The sequence below is a fragment of the Bacillus safensis genome (genome assembly GCF_039619585.1).
Classification (GTDB): Bacteria; Bacillota; Bacilli; order Bacillales; family Bacillaceae; genus Bacillus; species Bacillus safensis.
The window spans coordinates 61,345-77,457 of the sequence record NZ_CP154909.1 but is presented as its reverse complement, the minus strand read 5'-3'; the positions used below and the strand labels follow the sequence as shown (position 1 = coordinate 77,457).

Sequence of the window (16,113 nt, the reverse complement as noted above, 5' to 3'; positions counted from 1 at the left end):
CACCTCTAACTCAAAATAGTCTCTTCTTTGCTCAGCTGTAATGCTTTTTTCACTGCATAGGCTTTTTTAATCGATTCTTTATATTCGTGTTTAGGGACAGAATCTATGACGATCCCCGCACCTGACTGCATAAAGGCTTTTCCTTCTGTACAATACGCAGTACGAATGACGATATTAAAGTGCATATCTTGATTGAATCCAAACCAGCCTATAGATCCAGTATAAAGCCCACGTCTTGTTGGCTCAAGTTCTTCTATGATTTCCATCGTCCTCACTTTTGGAGCACCTGTAATCGTTCCACCTGGGAATACAGCTCTCATGACATCTACCGCGTCACATTCATCACGCAGCTCTCCTTGTACATTGGATACAATATGCATCACGTGCGAATATTTCTCAATCGCCATAAATTCGTTCACTTTTACGGATCCATAAGTGGATACGCGTCCAAGATCATTCCGCTCAAGATCAACGAGCATCACATGCTCTGCGCGTTCTTTTTCATTTTCAATGAGCTCTTTTGCCAACGCTTGATCCTCAGCGTCGTCTTTGCCTCGTGATCTTGTTCCGGCAATTGGTCTTGTTTCTAGCTGAGTTCCTTTTTTCTTAATAAGAAGCTCTGGAGATCCACAAACAATCTGGAAGTCAGGCGTATGCAGGTAAGACATATAAGGAGATGGATTGACTTGACGTAACGTTTTGTATAAATCATACGGATGAGTGTGAAGCTGTTCATCTTGTCTGATGGATAAGTTCACTTGGAACACATCACCGTTTGCGATATATTGCTTAATTTTCTCTACTGCTTCCCCAAAGGTTTCTTCAGTGAAAGGTGCTGCTGGTACAAATTCTGTGGAAGATTCATTGACAGGTGATTGTGCTGATTCTTCTGAAGAGCTTGTCCATTTTTGCTTCCATTCCTCAAGCCTTTGGTTCGCTTCACTCCCTGATTCCGCTTCCTCTATGTGCGTAATCAGCCACAGCGCGTTTTCTTCATGATCAAAAACTGCAACATCATTAAACACGAGGAAATAAAGGTCTGGTGTTTGTAGATCATCAATTGCCAGCATCTTAAAATGCTCGATGTATCTAGCATAATCGTAGCTTAAAAACCCAATCGCTCCGCCTTGAAAGTCGGGGTATTCGTCGTTCGTTTCAGTTTGAAGGGTTTGAAACCAATCCGTAAACGCTCTGAATGGATCACCTTCTTTGAACAGCACCTCATCTTGATAATGGATGGTCGTCATCCCATCTTTCCCCTTCGCTTTAGCAATCGGGTGAATACCAGCGATGCTATATGAACCGCCGCGCGCACTTTCAAGAAGCACATGATGTGTTTCACGAGCAGTTAATTGTTCGTATCTTTTCAAGAATGCATCTTTCGTAAAAGGAATTTTGATGCCCATCGGCCTGCGTTGTGTCATGTTATCATCCTTTTTCATTTTCATTAATCTTATTGTAATGCAATCCAATTTATTTAGAAAACAGTATTTGCTTTCCATCTTCAGAATTCATGAAAAAACCCCAGCAAATGCTGGGGTGATTGGTTTAATCGAATTGATAAAGAGGTGTACTGAGGTAACGCTCTCCATTACTTGGGATGATGGCGAGAACCTTTTTCCCTTTACCAAGCTTCTTCGCTGTTTGAAGCGCTGCGTAAATAGCTGCTCCTGAAGAAATACCGCCAAGAATTCCTTCTTCTTTCGCTGCTTTTCTTGCAAGCTCAAATGCATCTTCGTTTTTCACTTGGATGATGCCGTCATATATTTCTGTGTTCAAGATTGAAGGAACGAAACCTGCTCCAATTCCTTGAATTTTATGCGGACCCGGCTTCCCGCCTGACAATACAGGGGAATCTGTCGGCTCTACTGCATAAAGCTGGATGGATGGGATGGCTTCTTTTAGGACTTCACCAGCACCTGTAATCGTACCGCCCGTACCAACACCTGCAATAAATGCATCAAGCTCGCCGTCAAATTGTTCAAGGATTTCTTTCCCAGTTGTACGACGGTGAATCTCCGCATTGGCTTCGTTGCTAAATTGCTGAGGCATGAAGTAACCATGCTCCTCTGCCAATTCTTCTGCTTTTTTGATGGCACCTTTCATTCCTTCTGCACCTGGTGTTAAGACAAGCTCCGCACCATAAGCGCGTAAAAGGTTGCGGCGCTCCTGACTCATTGTGTCCGGCATAACCAAAATCGCGTTAATTCCTTTAGCAGCCGCTACCATTGCAAGGCCGATTCCTGTGTTTCCGCTTGTTGGTTCAATAAGCGTATCGCCGGCTTTTAATGTTCCTTTTGCTTCAGCATCTTCGATCATCGCTAAAGCAATACGATCTTTGACACTGCTGCCCGGGTTCATATATTCAAGTTTCAAGTAGACATCCGCACTGTCTTCATCTACTAAACGGTTTAATTTAACGACTGGTGTATTTCCTATTAGTTCAAAAACTGAATTTGCAATACGAGCCATCACTAACACCTCTATCTCCGAGTAATTTTATTGTATTAATATTAAATTATCAATTTCAAAAAATTTTGTCAATGCTTTTAGTCCTGCTCGCCATCGTAAAACCATGTGACTTTTGCTTCTTTCCACAGGGTTTTGACATTCGCCTTTTCACCTAGATCTTCCATAGCGATCTGCCTTTTAATCTGATCTTTGACTTCTTCGTAGGAGAAAGAGCGGCCATTTAATTTTTCTTTTAACTGAATAATGGCATACCCGTTTTTGGTCTGAATCGGTTCTTTCGTCCATTCATCTGGCTGAAGCTTTTGAGCTTCTTGTATGTATAGGGCCGGGATACTTTCCTGCTCTTCTGTCACAAATCCAAGATCTCCGCCGTATGGTGAGGTGTAACGGTCGATTGAACGTTCAGCTGCTACGGCTTCGAAGCTAGACCCACCTTTTAAATCTTTTAATACATTTTCAGCCTCGCTCTTTGTCTTCACGACGATATGGCGAATGCGGTATGAATCATCATATTGATATAAGTCCTTGTTTTTTTCATAAAACGATTTCGCTTCTTTTTCAGAAACGACGGCATCTCTTGTTAAAAGCTGCTCTAATAAAATTTGATAACGAATCTGTTCTTTCCATTCCTTCTCACTTGTATGTCCATCTTCATAGAAATTATTAGACACCGCTTTGAGCATAAGCAATTCACGATTGATCTCTTTTGAAGACACTTCCAGCTTGTTTTGCTTGGCAAGCTGATTGACCACCTTTTGATTGATCATTTGCTCAAGTGTCGCCTTTCCGTAGCGGTCTTCCATTTTCTTTAGCCATTCTTGACGCGTCACCTTCTCTTTTCCAATTGACGCAATTTCTTCACCGCTCTTTCCGTTAGAAGAAGCCTGTGACATTTGTGACTTTGTTAATACATATGCAATGACAACGGTATTAATCATGAGCAACACGAGGATAAATGTCCATACCACTCTTGCTTTTAGTCTCATCTTTCGTCTCCTTTCCATTCTAAAAAGAAAACCCGCTGCTTAGAGCTTAGCGGGTTAATTCTTCACGTAGCTCTTCTAGCTCTTCTTTTGTAAATACATACGTTTCGTTACAAAAATGGCATTGAGCTTCTGCTTGTCCGTCTTGTTCAATCATATCATCAATTTCGGCTTTTCCTAGGCTGATAATGCCATTTGCAAACCGTTCTTTTGAGCAGTTACAAGAAAATTCGACGGGTACAGTTTCTAAAATTTGAGGCTTTTCACCGAGTACTTCTTCTAATATTTGTTCTGGTGTCATCCCTTTTTCAATGAGTTTAGAGATTGGTTCAATGGTTGACAGGCGCTTTTCTAGTCTTTCAATGACAGCATCGTCTGTACCAGGCAGCAATTGAATAATGAAACCGCCTGCTGCGAGGATCGAATTATCTGGATTGACAAGGACACCTACGCCTACAGAGGAAGGCACTTGCTCAGAAGAAACAAGATAATAAGTGAAGTCATCTCCAATTTCACCTGAGACGATTTCCGTTTGTCCTGTAAAGTGGTCCTTCAGCCCGATATCTTTGACAACACTTAACGTTCCAGATGTTCCGACTGCACGTCTCACATCCAGCTTGCCATGTTCATTTAAGTCAAAGTGAACTTGTGGGTTTGAGACATATCCTCGTACCTGGCCTTTTGCATTTCCATCAGCAATAATGGCGCCGATTGGTCCACCGCCTTCTATTTTGACCGTTAGCTTATTCTCACCTTTCAGCATAGCACCCATCATGACTGTTGCTGTCATCGTTCTGCCGATGGCTGCTGATGCAGTCGGCCACGTATGATGTCTTCTTTGTGCTTCGTTGATTGTATCTGTTGTGTTTGCAGCATATGCACGGACTTTTCCGTCATATGCTAACGCTTTAACTAAGTAATCCATTTGATTTGAACCTCCTATAATACACCGACACGATTACGTTCATAAATGAGCTGCAATCCTTTTAATGTGAGGAACGGATCGACAATATCAATACAGTCTGATTCATTTCCTATCAATGTAGACAAACCGCCTGTTGCAATGACTTTCGGTGTTTGTTTGGCTTGCTGCTTCATCCGTTTCACTATTCCCTCGACTTGGCCAACATATCCATAAAGGATGCCGGATTGCATCGCACTGATGGTGTTTTTTCCAACAATGTGATCTGGACGGACAATTTCAATTCTCGGCAGCTTCGCCGCTCTTGTATATAAAGCCTCAGTTGAAATGGTAATACCCGGTGCAATCGCTCCACCCATGTATTGTTTTTGTTCATTGATATAACAGTAGGTTGTTGCTGTTCCAAAGTCTACCACAATAAGAGGCGCCCCATATAGGTGAATGGCTGCTACTGCATTGACAATTCGATCTGCCCCGACTTCCTTTGGATTGTCACACATAATGTTTAAACCAGTCTTCATTCCAGGCCCTACAATTTGGGGTGTTATGTGAAAATACTTTTCGCACATTCTTTCAAGTGCGAACATCATAGGCGGGACAACAGACGAGATGATAATCCCTTCTATTTGGTCAAACATCAGCCCCACATAATCGAATAAAGCCCTGATGGACATACCAAATTCATCTTCTGTTTTATGACGGCTTGTTTCAATTCGCCAATGGTAGTTTAGATCGCCATTATGATAAACACCTAAAACGGTATTTGTGTTTCCTACATCTATCACGAGTAACAACTTCATCACCACTTTGAATAGTTTCTCAAAAAGAGCATTTTTCGACTTTCTATCATACCATACACGAATTGAGTTCCATTTGTAAACAATTCGAAACCGATCCATTCATGAATCGAAATAAAAAAAGCTGCCGGTGATCCCGGCAGCTTTCACAGAAGGAGATTAGATCTCCTCATCTTCTTTTTTCTTGATGTTTACTTTCACATCATCGTTTTTCTCTTCGTCATCTGCGTATACACGCTCTGGAAGCTTTCCAGTTTCGTAAAGAGATTTAATTTGCTCAGCATCTAATGTTTCAACTTCTAGAAGGGCCTGTGCGATGATTTCTAGCTTATCTTTATTCTCAGTGAGAATTTGCTTCGCACGTTCGTAGCTCTCCTTAATGAAACGCTGAACTTCTTGGTCAATTTCGTAAGCGATCGCTTCACTGTAATTCGGCTCATTGTTGAAATCACGGCCAAGGAATACTTGACCTCCTTGTGATTGACCGAATTGAAGCGGACCAAGTTTATCAGACATACCGAACTCTGTAACCATTCTTCTTGCAATGCCTGTTGCACGCTGGAAGTCGTTGTGAGCGCCTGTACTTACTTCGCCAAACGTAATTTCCTCTGCAACACGACCGCCGAGCAAGCCGACAATTTTATCAAGAAGCTCTGGCTTCGTTTGGAAATAACGGTCTTCTCTTGGAAGCATGACCGCATATCCGCCTGCCTGACCACGAGGAACGATCGTTACTTTATGCACCATGTCCGCTTCGTCTAGGATAAGACCAATGACGGTATGACCTGCTTCATGGTAAGCCACGATATTACGTTCTTTCTTCGAAATGACGCGGCTTTTCTTCGCCGGCCCAGCGATGACACGGTCAGTCGCTTCATCGATATCACGCATATCGATTTTCTTTTTGTTTTGACGGGCAGCAACAAGTGCTGCTTCGTTTAGTAAGTTCTCAAGATCTGCTCCAGAGAACCCTGGTGTTCTGCTTGCAATGGCTTTTAAGTTGACTGACTCGTCAAGCGGTTTGTTTTTCGCATGAACTTTCAGTACTTCTTCACGGCCAATAACATCTGGGCGGTCAACCGTAATTTGACGGTCAAAACGTCCCGGACGCAGCAATGCAGGGTCTAGAATATCTGCACGGTTCGTCGCAGCAATGATAATAATACCTTCGTTGGCACTAAAACCATCCATTTCAACAAGAAGCTGGTTAAGCGTTTGTTCACGCTCGTCATGACCGCCGCCAAGACCGGCTCCACGCTGACGACCCACTGCATCAATCTCATCAATAAAGATTAAGCAAGGTGCATTCTTTTTCGCATTTTCGAATAAATCACGTACACGTGATGCACCGACACCGACGAACATCTCGACGAAGTCAGAACCACTGATGCTGAAGAAAGGAACGCCTGCTTCTCCTGCAGATGCTCTCGCAAGCAATGTTTTACCTGTACCTGGAGGTCCTACTAGTAAAACCCCTTTAGGGATTCTTGCGCCAAGCTCCGCAAATTTACGTGGATCCTTCAGGAATTCAACCACTTCTACAAGCTCTTGCTTCTCTTCATCTGCACCGGCAACATCTTTAAATTTCACACGTTTCTTCTCTTCTGTGTAAAGCTTCGCCTTACTCTTACCAAAGTTCATGACTCGGCTTCCGCCGCCCTGAGCTTGGTTCAATAAGAAGAAGAACAGGATAAAGATGATGATAAACGGAATGATGGTTGTCAGAACTTGCAGCCATCCATTTGTTTCAGGTGCTGGTTCTACTTTTACATCTGTATTCTTCAGTGCACTGTAAATTTGGTCAACACCTTGACCATCTGGAACATGGGTAATGAAGTATTGATCTTTCTTCGCGCCATCTAATTGACCACGAATTTCATAAACCCCTCTTACAGGCTGAATGGAGATACTCTCCACTTTTCCCGCACTTAGATTTTGCGAAAATTTGCTGTAAGACATGTTCTCAGGCTTTTGATTTGGGGATCCTAACCAACTGACGACCCCTATCACAAGTAATAAAATAAGTATATAAAAAATCGTATTACGAAAAACCCGATTCATTCCTTACCTCCTCCCACAGTAAGCACAACTATGTTCAATAGTATCATAGAAAATCATTCCAACACAACCAATAACCTCATGTATACGTATGCTGATCAGCCTTCGTAAACAGATGGTTTTAACACTCCAATATACGGGAGGTTTCGGTAACGTTCAGCGAAATCCAATCCATAGCCGACAACAAATGCATCTGGCACTTCAAATCCAACATAATCTGCTTTGATGTCTGCTTTGCGGCCGCTTGGTTTATCAAGCAATGTCACAATTTTAATGGAATTTGCTTTACGGTATCGGAAAAGCTCTACCAGATAGCTCAAAGTTAACCCACTGTCGATGATATCTTCCATAATCAAAATATCTCTTCCTTCAACAGAAGTATCTAGATCCTTAATGATCTTTACTTCTCCAGAAGATACGGTAGACTTTCCGTAGCTAGATACATCCATAAAATCAAGTTCTAAATATGTATCAATGTGTTTGATCAGGTCTGCCATGAATGGAAGAGCCCCTTTCAAAACACCAATAGCCAGGGGAAATTTACCATCATAATCGCTGGTTAATGTTGCACCCAGTTCCTTCACTTTTTGCTGGATCTCTTCTTCTGAGATCAAAATCTTTTCAATATCTTGTTTCATGCTTTTGCTTGCCCCCTACAAATTTTCGTGCTGTCTATATTGTAATACAATGAGATCGCTGTTTGTCATATCAATTTCTTCAAAAACGGATTTTTTCAGACCTGGGATCCAGATGATTTGATGATCCGAGTCAGTGACGATCGGCCAGCTGTCTCTTTCTGCAAGAGGCACTTTTTTATCAATAAATATATCCTTCACCTTTTTTGATCCATTCATCCCTTTAAGTTTGATTCGATCACCATTTTTTCGTGAGCGAATGATCAAAGGGAGACGAACATGATCTTTTTGAAGCAAGAAAAAATGGTTTCCGTTCCGTGCATCCTTCGGAACATGATTTGATACGACGATAGACTGTCCATTTGGGAGAAAAAGCTCTTCTCCGAGCTCAGCCTTTAAGTGAAGAGCATAAGACTGGTCTAATACATGCGATCGTTCAAAGGTAAACATACAGTGATCATAAGACTTGACAGCTTGTAAACCTTTTGGCAAATCTAATGATCCAGACGGTTGATCTGTATGAGATAACCAGTCTAAAGTCCCTAGAATATGCTGGTTTGAAAACGCTGATTGAGTGTTTTCATAAAGATAGTTTAATATTAGTTGAATGCCTCTTCTTTGTAAAGGCAAAGGCAGGTCAAGCAAAGGCTTCGTTTTGATCTCAATTTGCTTAGGCGATTGACTCGTTATCACTTGGTTCATTTGTTCCTTTGTTAAAGCCTGCAAGTATTGCTCATCCTCAGTCAGCATGTCACTTACAAACTGAAAGCTTTCATGTACATGAGGTGCCTCTTCTTTTAACACGGGAAGAATATGTCTTCTTACCCGGTTTCTCAAGTAGTCATCCGTATGATTGCTTTGATCAATGACATAGGGGACATGTTCTTTTTCACAAACTTTTAGCACGTCGTCTTTAGAGTATCCAATGAGCGGACGAATCAGCCATCCGCCTTGAAAAGGACGTTTTGCTTGGATACCCGCGAGTCCAATACCAACAGTCCCTCTCACAAGTCTCATCATCATTGTTTCTACTTGGTCGTCTCCATGATGTGCAAGCGCTATAAATTGAGCGTTGTATTGCTCCATCAATTGACGAAAGAAAGCATATCTGCACTCCCTTGCAGCTGCCTGTTTGTTTAAGCGGTTTTCTTTTGCATATTGGGTGACCTGTATGCGGGACGATTCAAAAGGGATCTCGTGCTCCTTACAGTAAGCCTCAACAAATGCCAAATCAGCGAAGGACTCTTCTCCTCTGAACATGTGATCTACATGGGCTGCAATCAGCTGATAGGAACCTTTGCGACGTTTGTTAAGTTCATGCAGTAAGAGCATGGAATCCGGTCCGCCGGAAACCCCGACAATGACTGTCGTATTTTCAAGGTAAACATCATGTTTTTTCAAAAAAGATTCAATTCTACTCACAACTTCCTCCTCACAAAAGAGCAGGTAATTTAAAGATATACATATCCTATCACTTTCAGTAGCTCCAAGCAAAGAAGAAGCCTGCTTTTTTCCGGCTCTACAACAGGAACAAAACCACATATGCACAGTAAAGAGCGAGTACACTGCACACGATAAGAATGGTTTCAAAAAGTCCGCCTGATTTTTTACGCACTGACGTTCTTTTTGCTGCTGCAGCCCGCGATCGTGAGGTCACTTGTTGATTTTGATTAACAGCAGGTTTTGGCGCGTTTTTTTGCTGCTTCTTCTGGCGCGATTTCCTTGATGCAATCAGCTGTCCTTCTTTCAGCATCGCACTTTTCATGTCTGCTGCTGATTGATATTTACCTTGTAGAGCAGCCTTTAACACCCTTTCATATCGCTTTAATAAAGGATGTCCTTCAATAGCTCGATAAAGCTGCTTTTCTGGTTCTGCTCCTTTTTTGAATTCTTTCTTATACGCACAGTTCACCATCACCATCGTCAGAGCAAATAAATCATAAGTTGGTTCAGCTTTTCGTGTACCGAATCCCCAATAGCCTCGATCAAAAAACTCGGTATACTCCTTAATTGCCCTGCCCGCTTTCGTCGTTCCTCCCACATCAATGCACCGGATCGTGGCCGGGGGCCCAGAAACAATGAGATTATCCGGCTTTAAATCACCAAAAATCCAGCCTTCCTGATGTAAATGAGCCAAGCTAGATAAAAGCTGAATCATTAAAACCACAATCCACTCATCACCCTTTTGTTTCACAAATTCAAGCAGTAATGGGCCTCTGACATATTCCATCACATAAAAAGAGCGTTTTTGAGGCATACCAGGATAAATCGCATCATCCATATCATAAAAAGAAGGCCCCATGGTTTTCACAGGAGCCTTTGAAAAGGATTTTAATACATTGACTTCAGATGCAATAAGCATACTGTCATCACTCACTTTAAGGGCCGCTTGCCCATGTGGCGATTCGGCCAGATAGACAACACCGTTCGCCCCTTTTCCAAGCTCTTTTACAATACGGTAATGATGGTGGTGCCATTTCCCTTGAATCACCGTGCCTAACGGGATGTTAGAAGCCGAATTCATCATCATGCTCTTCCTTTGCTTCAAGCAGCCCTTTGCGTGAACGAACTGATTTGAAATGCTGAAGTGCTTCCCGAAGCGCTGGTCCCGTTGGGGTGATTCCTCCAGTGGTCAGTTTTGGGAAAATAGATGATAATGAATCGAATCGAGGCGTCCAATTCAACACAATTTCAGCATCTGAGTTTTTCCCGGGAAATACACACATCCCAAACTGATTTTCTCCAATTCTTGAATTTAAACTGATGGAAAGGTCGATGAGTGCTTCTTTTACAGTCGGCAGCTTCGGTTTCATACTTGCACTTGTATCAACAAGCACGAGTACTTGAAGGTGAACCGTCTCTCCTAACTCATCTACAACCTCCATTACTTCCCCGCGCTTATCAGGTGGAAGTTCTTCAATTTCAGCATCTTTGCCGAGAATTTGCTGCAATTCTTTATTCACAACACCTTGCAGGGTTTGTGTCATCGCTTTTTTTGTGACCATTTGTACTGTTTGAGATAACTGCTGGACGTAGACAACTTGATGGATGCCTCCGCCTGCGAGAGCAATCCCCTCTACTTCCTTCATCGCTTCATGATCGTGTCTGTTTTCTTCCATAATGCCAATGACATTGACTGTAATCCCTTGTTCCTTTGCCAATGAGGCAATCGCAAGCGGATCTTCCCCGTGATTTGAGCAGCCATCTGTAATCAATAAGATTTGGTTGACGTGACCTTTTCGCATCTTCATTCCTCCTGGGATTGTAACTGAATGCTTATATCCCCATCATCGCCAGAAGAAATTCATATTATACGATATTTTAAGAAATCTCTTGTTTCTCAAGATAGAATGTACCGGTCGGAATGGAAGCCCATTTTGGTGTGTTGTGGTCGAGCCTGATGACAACAACTGTCATATCGTCATCAATTTGGCCTGCTCTTGTTCGAATGACCTCTTCCATTAATAAATCAGCAATTTCTTGGGGATCTTCTGTTTTAAAGCTTTTCATTTTCCGTTTCACCCACAGATCATGATTTTCAATATGCTTTGGCCCTTCAAAAATGCCGTCACTCATCATAATCAATAGATCTCCTGCCTTCATCTGTTCACTCACAACCTCGACTTCGAATTCATCAATAATACCGATTGGCAAGTTGCTTGCTTGTACCTTCATAACCTGATCACCCCGTTTAATAAAGCTGGGTGTTGAACCAATTTTGAGGAACTTACAGCTCGCATCCTGTAAATCAATGATCGATAAATCCAATGTTGAATAGATCTCGTCCGTCGTTCTTAAAGATAAAATACTATTAATGGTTTTAATCGCCACTTTTTCATTGATACCTGACGCCAATATTTTTTCTAACAGCTTAATCGTTTCATTGCTTTCAAAATGAGCCCGTGCTCCGTTGCCCATTCCATCACTAATAGCTGCAGCATACTTGCCCGCACCAAGCTCCATCATGCTGTAGCTGTCTCCAGATACCAGTCCTCCGCCTTTTGCTGCATGTGCCACGCCTGTAGCCACTCGATATGATTTAGCAGAGCCAAATACAACGTGGCAATAGCCTGTTGGATGCTCTGCACACTGCTCTGCTTTGACTAAAATCTGTTCTTCTAAAATATCTGAAAGCATTGGAGCAATGATTTTTTCACATTCCCCATGCCCTTGGCAATATGGGATTCTCATTTCAATATCCACATTTCCCTGCTCCAAGCTATAGATTTCTACTTGCTGGATTTCAATGCCAAAGTGCTGAAGCGCTTCTATCATCTGCTCTTCCTGAATAAAATGCTGTTCTCTTTCTCGTTTTATTTCCCGGGAAAAATCCTCCATTACTTGCGAGACCCCCATCAGCTGTTCAGCCACAAGACGTCTGCTGTCTTGGACTTTTTTCTTCAATGTCTGATTGGCTTTATAGTAAGCGATCTCCTCTTCGATCAATTCCTCGACATGTTTTGATTTTGAGCAGTGCTGACTAAATTTCTTTTTCAATTTTCGGTTATGCTCATACGTTTTTTCATCAGATTCATGCATAACTTGTTTCATTAGTTCATAGGTTGTATCAAAGTTCTGCACCCAGCATTTATTTTTCTTATAGCACGTTTGACAGGATCGTTCTGTGATCGTACTTAAAAAAAGATCTACATCCTCTTCCTGCTTCTTCTCTTCAGGAATGGATTCGTAAAATGTCGCAAAACTCTCAGACAGCGCATGAAATACATGAGAGAACTGATCTACCTTTTTTGCTGTCACGTCTCGTACCTTCCGAGCATATTGCTGCTGCTCTTGTACATGCTCTACCGTACCAGGAATGTATTTCGCTACCTTGGAGGTGACTGATTGCGGCGTGAGCAAAAAGAGTGCAACCGCTATAAGTGATTCATACAGTGTGGTCATGAGACCTGCTGATCCTTCCCCGTACAGTGAAATGAGTAAGGAACCCACAATTAAGCCGATGGCTGCCCCTGCTTTCTTCCCTTCTTTCAGCAATCCGCCTAATAATCCTGAAAAGGCAAGAAGACTCATCTGATAAAGGTTTCCGATGTTAGCGAGACCGAGAATTAATCCTGTCACAACACCGACCGTACACCCAATACTGGCTCCGCCAATAAAGGCAAATGTCAGCACTACATAACGTGACAAAATATGCTCTGCCTGCATTCCTTGAAATGTGATCCCAGCAAGACCAGTTAAAACTGAGGCAATTAAAATCATAAAACAAATAATTTCTTCGACCTTTAATGAGTGTTTAATTTTCCTGACTGTAAAAATCGGCAGGCTTTGAAGAAAAATCAGAGTCAAAATGAAGGCAAGTCCTGCTTCGACACCCGCCATGACGTAATCATAGCTTTGCACAGCACCTTGCTCTAAGTAAACAAACGCTCCTCGGGTGATCAGCATTGAGAGAACAATGACAATCGGTAATGTTTTCACTGGGTCTTTGATGATGAAAGAAACCACCTTTGACATAAGGAGAAACATGAGCAGCGACGCAAACACAAACAATGCATTTTGAGGTGATATCGTCATCGCCCCTGCGAGTAAAGCTAGACAAGCAAGCATCGCCTTATCTCTTTTAATAAGCAGCATGGAGCCAAAGAAAGGCAGAGCAAACGGCATAATTTCAGATAATATAAAGGCTCGTCCTAATAAAAAGCCTAGAACAACATAAATAAACCCTTTATAGAAAAAAAGAGAATGCGTGTGATGAAGAAACAGGTTTTTCATCTTTTTTAATCCCGCACTGATTCTTTCAAACCCCGCTCCTGTTAAATCAGTTCTTCTTTCTAGTTTTTCCATCTTCTCATCCCCCACCTGATATTCGTTGCTTGTCATTATAGCGAAGGTGAAAAAGAAATTTTGTCAAAAGAAGTTGTCGTTTCCATAAAACGTTCGACGCTTTATTCGTCAAAGAGGCATACTTTCATGAAAGTCGATGTCTTTCATCAGAATTTTACGAAGGCACAAAAAAACAGCTTTCCTATAGAAAGCTGTTTCGAAGATGACCCGTACGGGATTCGAACCCGTGTTACCGCCGTGAAAGGGCGGTGTCTTAACCGCTTGACCAACGGGCCTTGCTTTATGTTCTAGTTAAAAGGATAGCGGCGGAGGGGATCGAACCCCCGACCTCACGGGTATGAACCGTACGCTCTAGCCAGCTGAGCTACACCGCCATAATGAAAATGCGCTAAGAAGCACAAGAACTATAATACAAAGGATTCGCTTGTCCGTCAATAGAAAGTTTTAAATTAAATGACGAAATCTCAAAAAATGTCGTATGGATCATGAAAAAAAGCACCTGCTGAACACAGCAGATGCTTTGTTGTGAAAATATATAGAAAGCAGCAACAAGTTAACCTCTTCTTGCTCCGCGCCCCCCACGTTTTGATTCCGTGTTACGTTTTAAAGATGTTAAGCGATCTTCGCTATCTTTTAAGAATTTGTTCATTTTTTGTTCAAACGATTCCTTCGGACGGAAATCATTTCTGCTTGGTCTTGATTGTTGTTGAGGACGATCTTTTGCTTTTTTAATGGACAAGCCGATTTTACCGTCTTTTTCAACGTTAATCACTTTCACTTCAACTTGTTCACCGACTTTTAAATGCTCATTAATATCTTTTACATAGTTATCGGCTACCTCACTGATATGAACGAGACCAGTTGAACCGCCTGGCAACTCCACAAAAGCTCCAAAATTTGTAATGCCCGTAACTTTCCCTTGTAACTTGCTGCCAACTTCAATCGACATAAAAAAAGTGCTCCTCCTTAGACTTATAAAAAAATCTCATTTGTTCAATTATACATAAACTGAATTTTAAGTGTCAACAAGGCTAATCGCTCTTATTGCCCACATCAAATATTTTTTCGCCTTTTTTGGACATATAATAGTCCCGTCGTGCCAGTTCGAGTACGTATTCCTTGCTTTTCAGCTTCTTAATTTCATCAGAAATATCTTCCTGCTTTGTTTGTAATTGCTTCAACTCTTTTTCGAGCGCAACCTTCTTCTCTTCTTTTTCCTTTAGTGAAGACGATTGCGACCAGAGGGCACTTGTCACCAAGACAGCAAACATGAGCACGATTACACCAAACACGGTAAGCCTTCTAAGGAGTCCGCGACGTTTGCGTTTTAAGCGCTGCGCTTGCTGTTCCATTTGTTTTTGGTAATCATTTTGAATTTGTGCGATATTTCTTTTTCTCTTGTTCAAGATTGAAGGCCTCCTCTCTCACTTTATCCAGAATTGTTTCCATTTCGTTTTGATGGTACCAGATAATTTCTTGGCCCCTTGTAAAATTCCTGCTCCTTTTGAGAAAAACAATCTCATTGATGTTCGCCATTTTTCGGGAATCCGATGAATAATGGTCACATTGAGTAACCAGATGAGCGGATAACAAACAATCGACAGCACCTTCCACACGAGCCGAAACGTAAAACGAACTAGACGTAAGAGCGAGTGGAGCAAGAACAGTATAGCACTTATGACCAATGTGATCATCCAGCGGATCGGCTGGAAGACAATCGACATGACCAGCCTTTTCAGGAAGAGAACGGTCTGATATACACACATCATGATAAACTTGAGAATCTTAAGATACAGATGTTTCATCAATGCCTGATACATCGAGAAACCTAGAGCAACGGCTAGAAAAATATAAAGCCTGAATTCTCCCTCATTTGTCAGCAGCAGGACGTAAAAGAATAAGAGACCCTGTACCATCCAAAAAAGGAGATCGTGGATAACCAAAAGCCATTTTGCTGTTTTTTCCCGATTCACAAACAGCTTGTACGTATCAAGCGATGCGCCCAGCCAGATGCCCATCGCCGCCATGGAAAGCATCGTATAAAACTGGACTGTCAGCGTCATTTAAACAGCTTGCTAAAAAATCCTTTAGCTTTCTCCCCGTGCTGCTCATCCACATAGATTAAATCAAAAACACGCCCTTTAATCGACACAACGCCCTTTTCGACGTCTAGGTTTTTCATTTGCAGATTTTCTCCGCGGATGGCGAGAATCCCCATGACCGTCTCCAGCAGAAATTCCTCACTATCAAAACTTTCCACTTGTTTGACACCAGTAATATCTAAATGCTTTCTGTTTCGCATTGTGACATTATGCTCCGCGTCTGATGACAGCTTCGTGCCTTGAGGTTGATTATAATATTGATTCATCTATACATCCCCCATATCTCATACTTGCATGTTACTGCATTGTATGTGATAAGAGGGTCATTTAGAACAAGCC

The 16,113-nt window shown here is 42.0% G+C and carries 14 protein-coding genes, 2 tRNA genes and 1 pseudogene; all 17 read right to left on the bottom strand.

What is annotated here, in order from left to right; all coding sequences use genetic code 11:
* Window positions 1-5: 5 nt before the first annotated feature.
* The 17 genes and pseudogenes from AAYR28_RS00415 to yabP all read right to left on the bottom strand — a co-directional run bounded on the left by AAYR28_RS00415 (window position 6) and on the right by yabP (window position 16,040).
* Window positions 6-1,424: an anthranilate synthase component I family protein gene (locus tag AAYR28_RS00415; RefSeq protein WP_070326891.1), complete on the bottom strand. Its 1,419-nt coding sequence runs from the start codon at window positions 1,422-1,424 to the stop codon at window positions 6-8.
* A gap of 124 nt (window positions 1,425-1,548) precedes the next feature.
* The gene (gene cysK / locus AAYR28_RS00410; RefSeq protein ID WP_024425655.1) at window positions 1,549-2,472 is read right to left on the bottom strand and encodes a cysteine synthase A; all 924 of its coding nucleotides are present in this window, start codon (window positions 2,470-2,472) and stop codon (window positions 1,549-1,551) included.
* A 77-nt stretch (window positions 2,473-2,549) separates the two neighbouring features.
* Entirely contained in the window at window positions 2,550-3,458 is a 909-nt protein-coding gene (locus AAYR28_RS00405; protein ID WP_061109550.1) for a peptidyl-prolyl cis-trans isomerase, read from the bottom strand.
* A gap of 46 nt (window positions 3,459-3,504) precedes the next feature.
* Window positions 3,505-4,380, bottom strand: a complete 876-nt coding sequence (gene hslO / locus AAYR28_RS00400) for an Hsp33 family molecular chaperone HslO (RefSeq protein ID WP_061109549.1) — start codon at window positions 4,378-4,380, stop codon at window positions 3,505-3,507.
* A 14-nt stretch (window positions 4,381-4,394) separates the two neighbouring features.
* Window positions 4,395-5,171 carry a type III pantothenate kinase gene (locus AAYR28_RS00395; protein ID WP_024427185.1) on the bottom strand — a complete coding sequence of 259 codons (777 nt, stop codon included), beginning with the start codon at window positions 5,169-5,171 and terminating at the stop codon, window positions 4,395-4,397.
* A gap of 162 nt (window positions 5,172-5,333) precedes the next feature.
* On the bottom strand, window positions 5,334-7,235 hold the full coding sequence (ftsH, locus tag AAYR28_RS00390; RefSeq protein WP_034284252.1) for an ATP-dependent zinc metalloprotease FtsH: 1,902 nt from the start codon (window positions 7,233-7,235) through the stop codon (window positions 5,334-5,336).
* 95 nt (window positions 7,236-7,330) lie between these two features.
* Window positions 7,331-7,870 carry a hypoxanthine phosphoribosyltransferase gene (gene hpt / locus AAYR28_RS00385; RefSeq protein WP_008357399.1) on the bottom strand — a complete coding sequence of 180 codons (540 nt, stop codon included), beginning with the start codon at window positions 7,868-7,870 and terminating at the stop codon, window positions 7,331-7,333.
* Window positions 7,867-9,289 (bottom strand): annotated as a pseudogene (gene tilS / locus AAYR28_RS00380) (tRNA lysidine(34) synthetase TilS). Before tilS ends, hpt begins: the two are co-directional and overlap by 4 nt.
* A gap of 97 nt (window positions 9,290-9,386) precedes the next feature.
* Window positions 9,387-10,391: a protein kinase domain-containing protein gene (locus AAYR28_RS00375; protein WP_120206893.1), complete on the bottom strand. Its 1,005-nt coding sequence runs from the start codon at window positions 10,389-10,391 to the stop codon at window positions 9,387-9,389.
* Window positions 10,375-11,112, bottom strand: a complete 738-nt coding sequence (locus AAYR28_RS00370; RefSeq protein WP_034284249.1) for a vWA domain-containing protein — start codon at window positions 11,110-11,112, stop codon at window positions 10,375-10,377. Before AAYR28_RS00370 ends, AAYR28_RS00375 begins: the two co-directional genes overlap by 17 nt.
* 76 nt (window positions 11,113-11,188) lie before the next feature.
* Entirely contained in the window at window positions 11,189-13,672 is a 2,484-nt protein-coding gene (spoIIE, locus tag AAYR28_RS00365; RefSeq protein WP_120206875.1) for a stage II sporulation protein E, read from the bottom strand.
* Between the two features lie 203 nt (window positions 13,673-13,875).
* Window positions 13,876-13,947 (bottom strand) — tRNA-Glu (locus AAYR28_RS00360).
* A gap of 25 nt (window positions 13,948-13,972) precedes the next feature.
* Window positions 13,973-14,046, bottom strand: a tRNA-Met gene (locus AAYR28_RS00355).
* Window positions 14,047-14,225: 179 nt separating this feature from the next.
* Entirely contained in the window at window positions 14,226-14,621 is a 396-nt protein-coding gene (locus tag AAYR28_RS00350) for a S1 domain-containing RNA-binding protein (protein WP_008357409.1), read from the bottom strand.
* Window positions 14,622-14,703: 82 nt separating this feature from the next.
* The gene (locus AAYR28_RS00345) at window positions 14,704-15,078 is read right to left on the bottom strand and encodes an FtsB family cell division protein (protein WP_003217952.1); all 375 of its coding nucleotides are present in this window, start codon (window positions 15,076-15,078) and stop codon (window positions 14,704-14,706) included.
* 18 nt (window positions 15,079-15,096) lie between these two features.
* Complete coding sequence (yabQ, locus tag AAYR28_RS00340; protein WP_120206876.1) at window positions 15,097-15,735, bottom strand: spore cortex biosynthesis protein YabQ; 639 nt, start codon at window positions 15,733-15,735, stop codon at window positions 15,097-15,099.
* Window positions 15,732-16,040, bottom strand: coding sequence for a sporulation protein YabP (gene yabP / locus AAYR28_RS00335; RefSeq protein WP_024425646.1), 309 nt, complete (start codon window positions 16,038-16,040; stop codon window positions 15,732-15,734). Before yabP ends, yabQ begins: the two co-directional genes overlap by 4 nt.
* Between the last annotated feature and the right edge of the window lie 73 nt (window positions 16,041-16,113).

Excerpts from the sequence above, each read along its gene's own strand:
- AAYR28_RS00375 (WP_120206893.1), bottom strand. The coding sequence starts at position 10,391 with ATGAATTCGGCTTCTAACATCCCGTTAGGCACGGTGATTCAAGGGAAA.
- hslO (WP_061109549.1), bottom strand. The coding sequence starts at position 4,380 with ATGGATTACTTAGTTAAAGCGTTAGCATATGACGGAAAAGTCCGTGCA.
- yabQ (WP_120206876.1), bottom strand. The coding sequence starts at position 15,735 with ATGACGCTGACAGTCCAGTTTTATACGATGCTTTCCATGGCGGCGATG.
- spoIIE (WP_120206875.1), bottom strand. The coding sequence starts at position 13,672 with ATGGAAAAACTAGAAAGAAGAACTGATTTAACAGGAGCGGGGTTTGAA.
- yabP (WP_024425646.1), bottom strand. The coding sequence starts at position 16,040 with ATGAATCAATATTATAATCAACCTCAAGGCACGAAGCTGTCATCAGAC.
- ftsH (WP_034284252.1), bottom strand. The coding sequence starts at position 7,235 with ATGAATCGGGTTTTTCGTAATACGATTTTTTATATACTTATTTTATTA.
- AAYR28_RS00370 (WP_034284249.1), bottom strand. The coding sequence starts at position 11,112 with ATGCGAAAAGGTCACGTCAACCAAATCTTATTGATTACAGATGGCTGC.
- AAYR28_RS00350 (WP_008357409.1), bottom strand. The coding sequence starts at position 14,621 with ATGTCGATTGAAGTTGGCAGCAAGTTACAAGGGAAAGTTACGGGCATT.
- AAYR28_RS00405 (WP_061109550.1), bottom strand. The coding sequence starts at position 3,458 with ATGAGACTAAAAGCAAGAGTGGTATGGACATTTATCCTCGTGTTGCTC.
- cysK (WP_024425655.1), bottom strand. The coding sequence starts at position 2,472 with ATGGCTCGTATTGCAAATTCAGTTTTTGAACTAATAGGAAATACACCA.
- hpt (WP_008357399.1), bottom strand. The coding sequence starts at position 7,870 with ATGAAACAAGATATTGAAAAGATTTTGATCTCAGAAGAAGAGATCCAG.
- AAYR28_RS00415 (WP_070326891.1), bottom strand. The coding sequence starts at position 1,424 with ATGACACAACGCAGGCCGATGGGCATCAAAATTCCTTTTACGAAAGAT.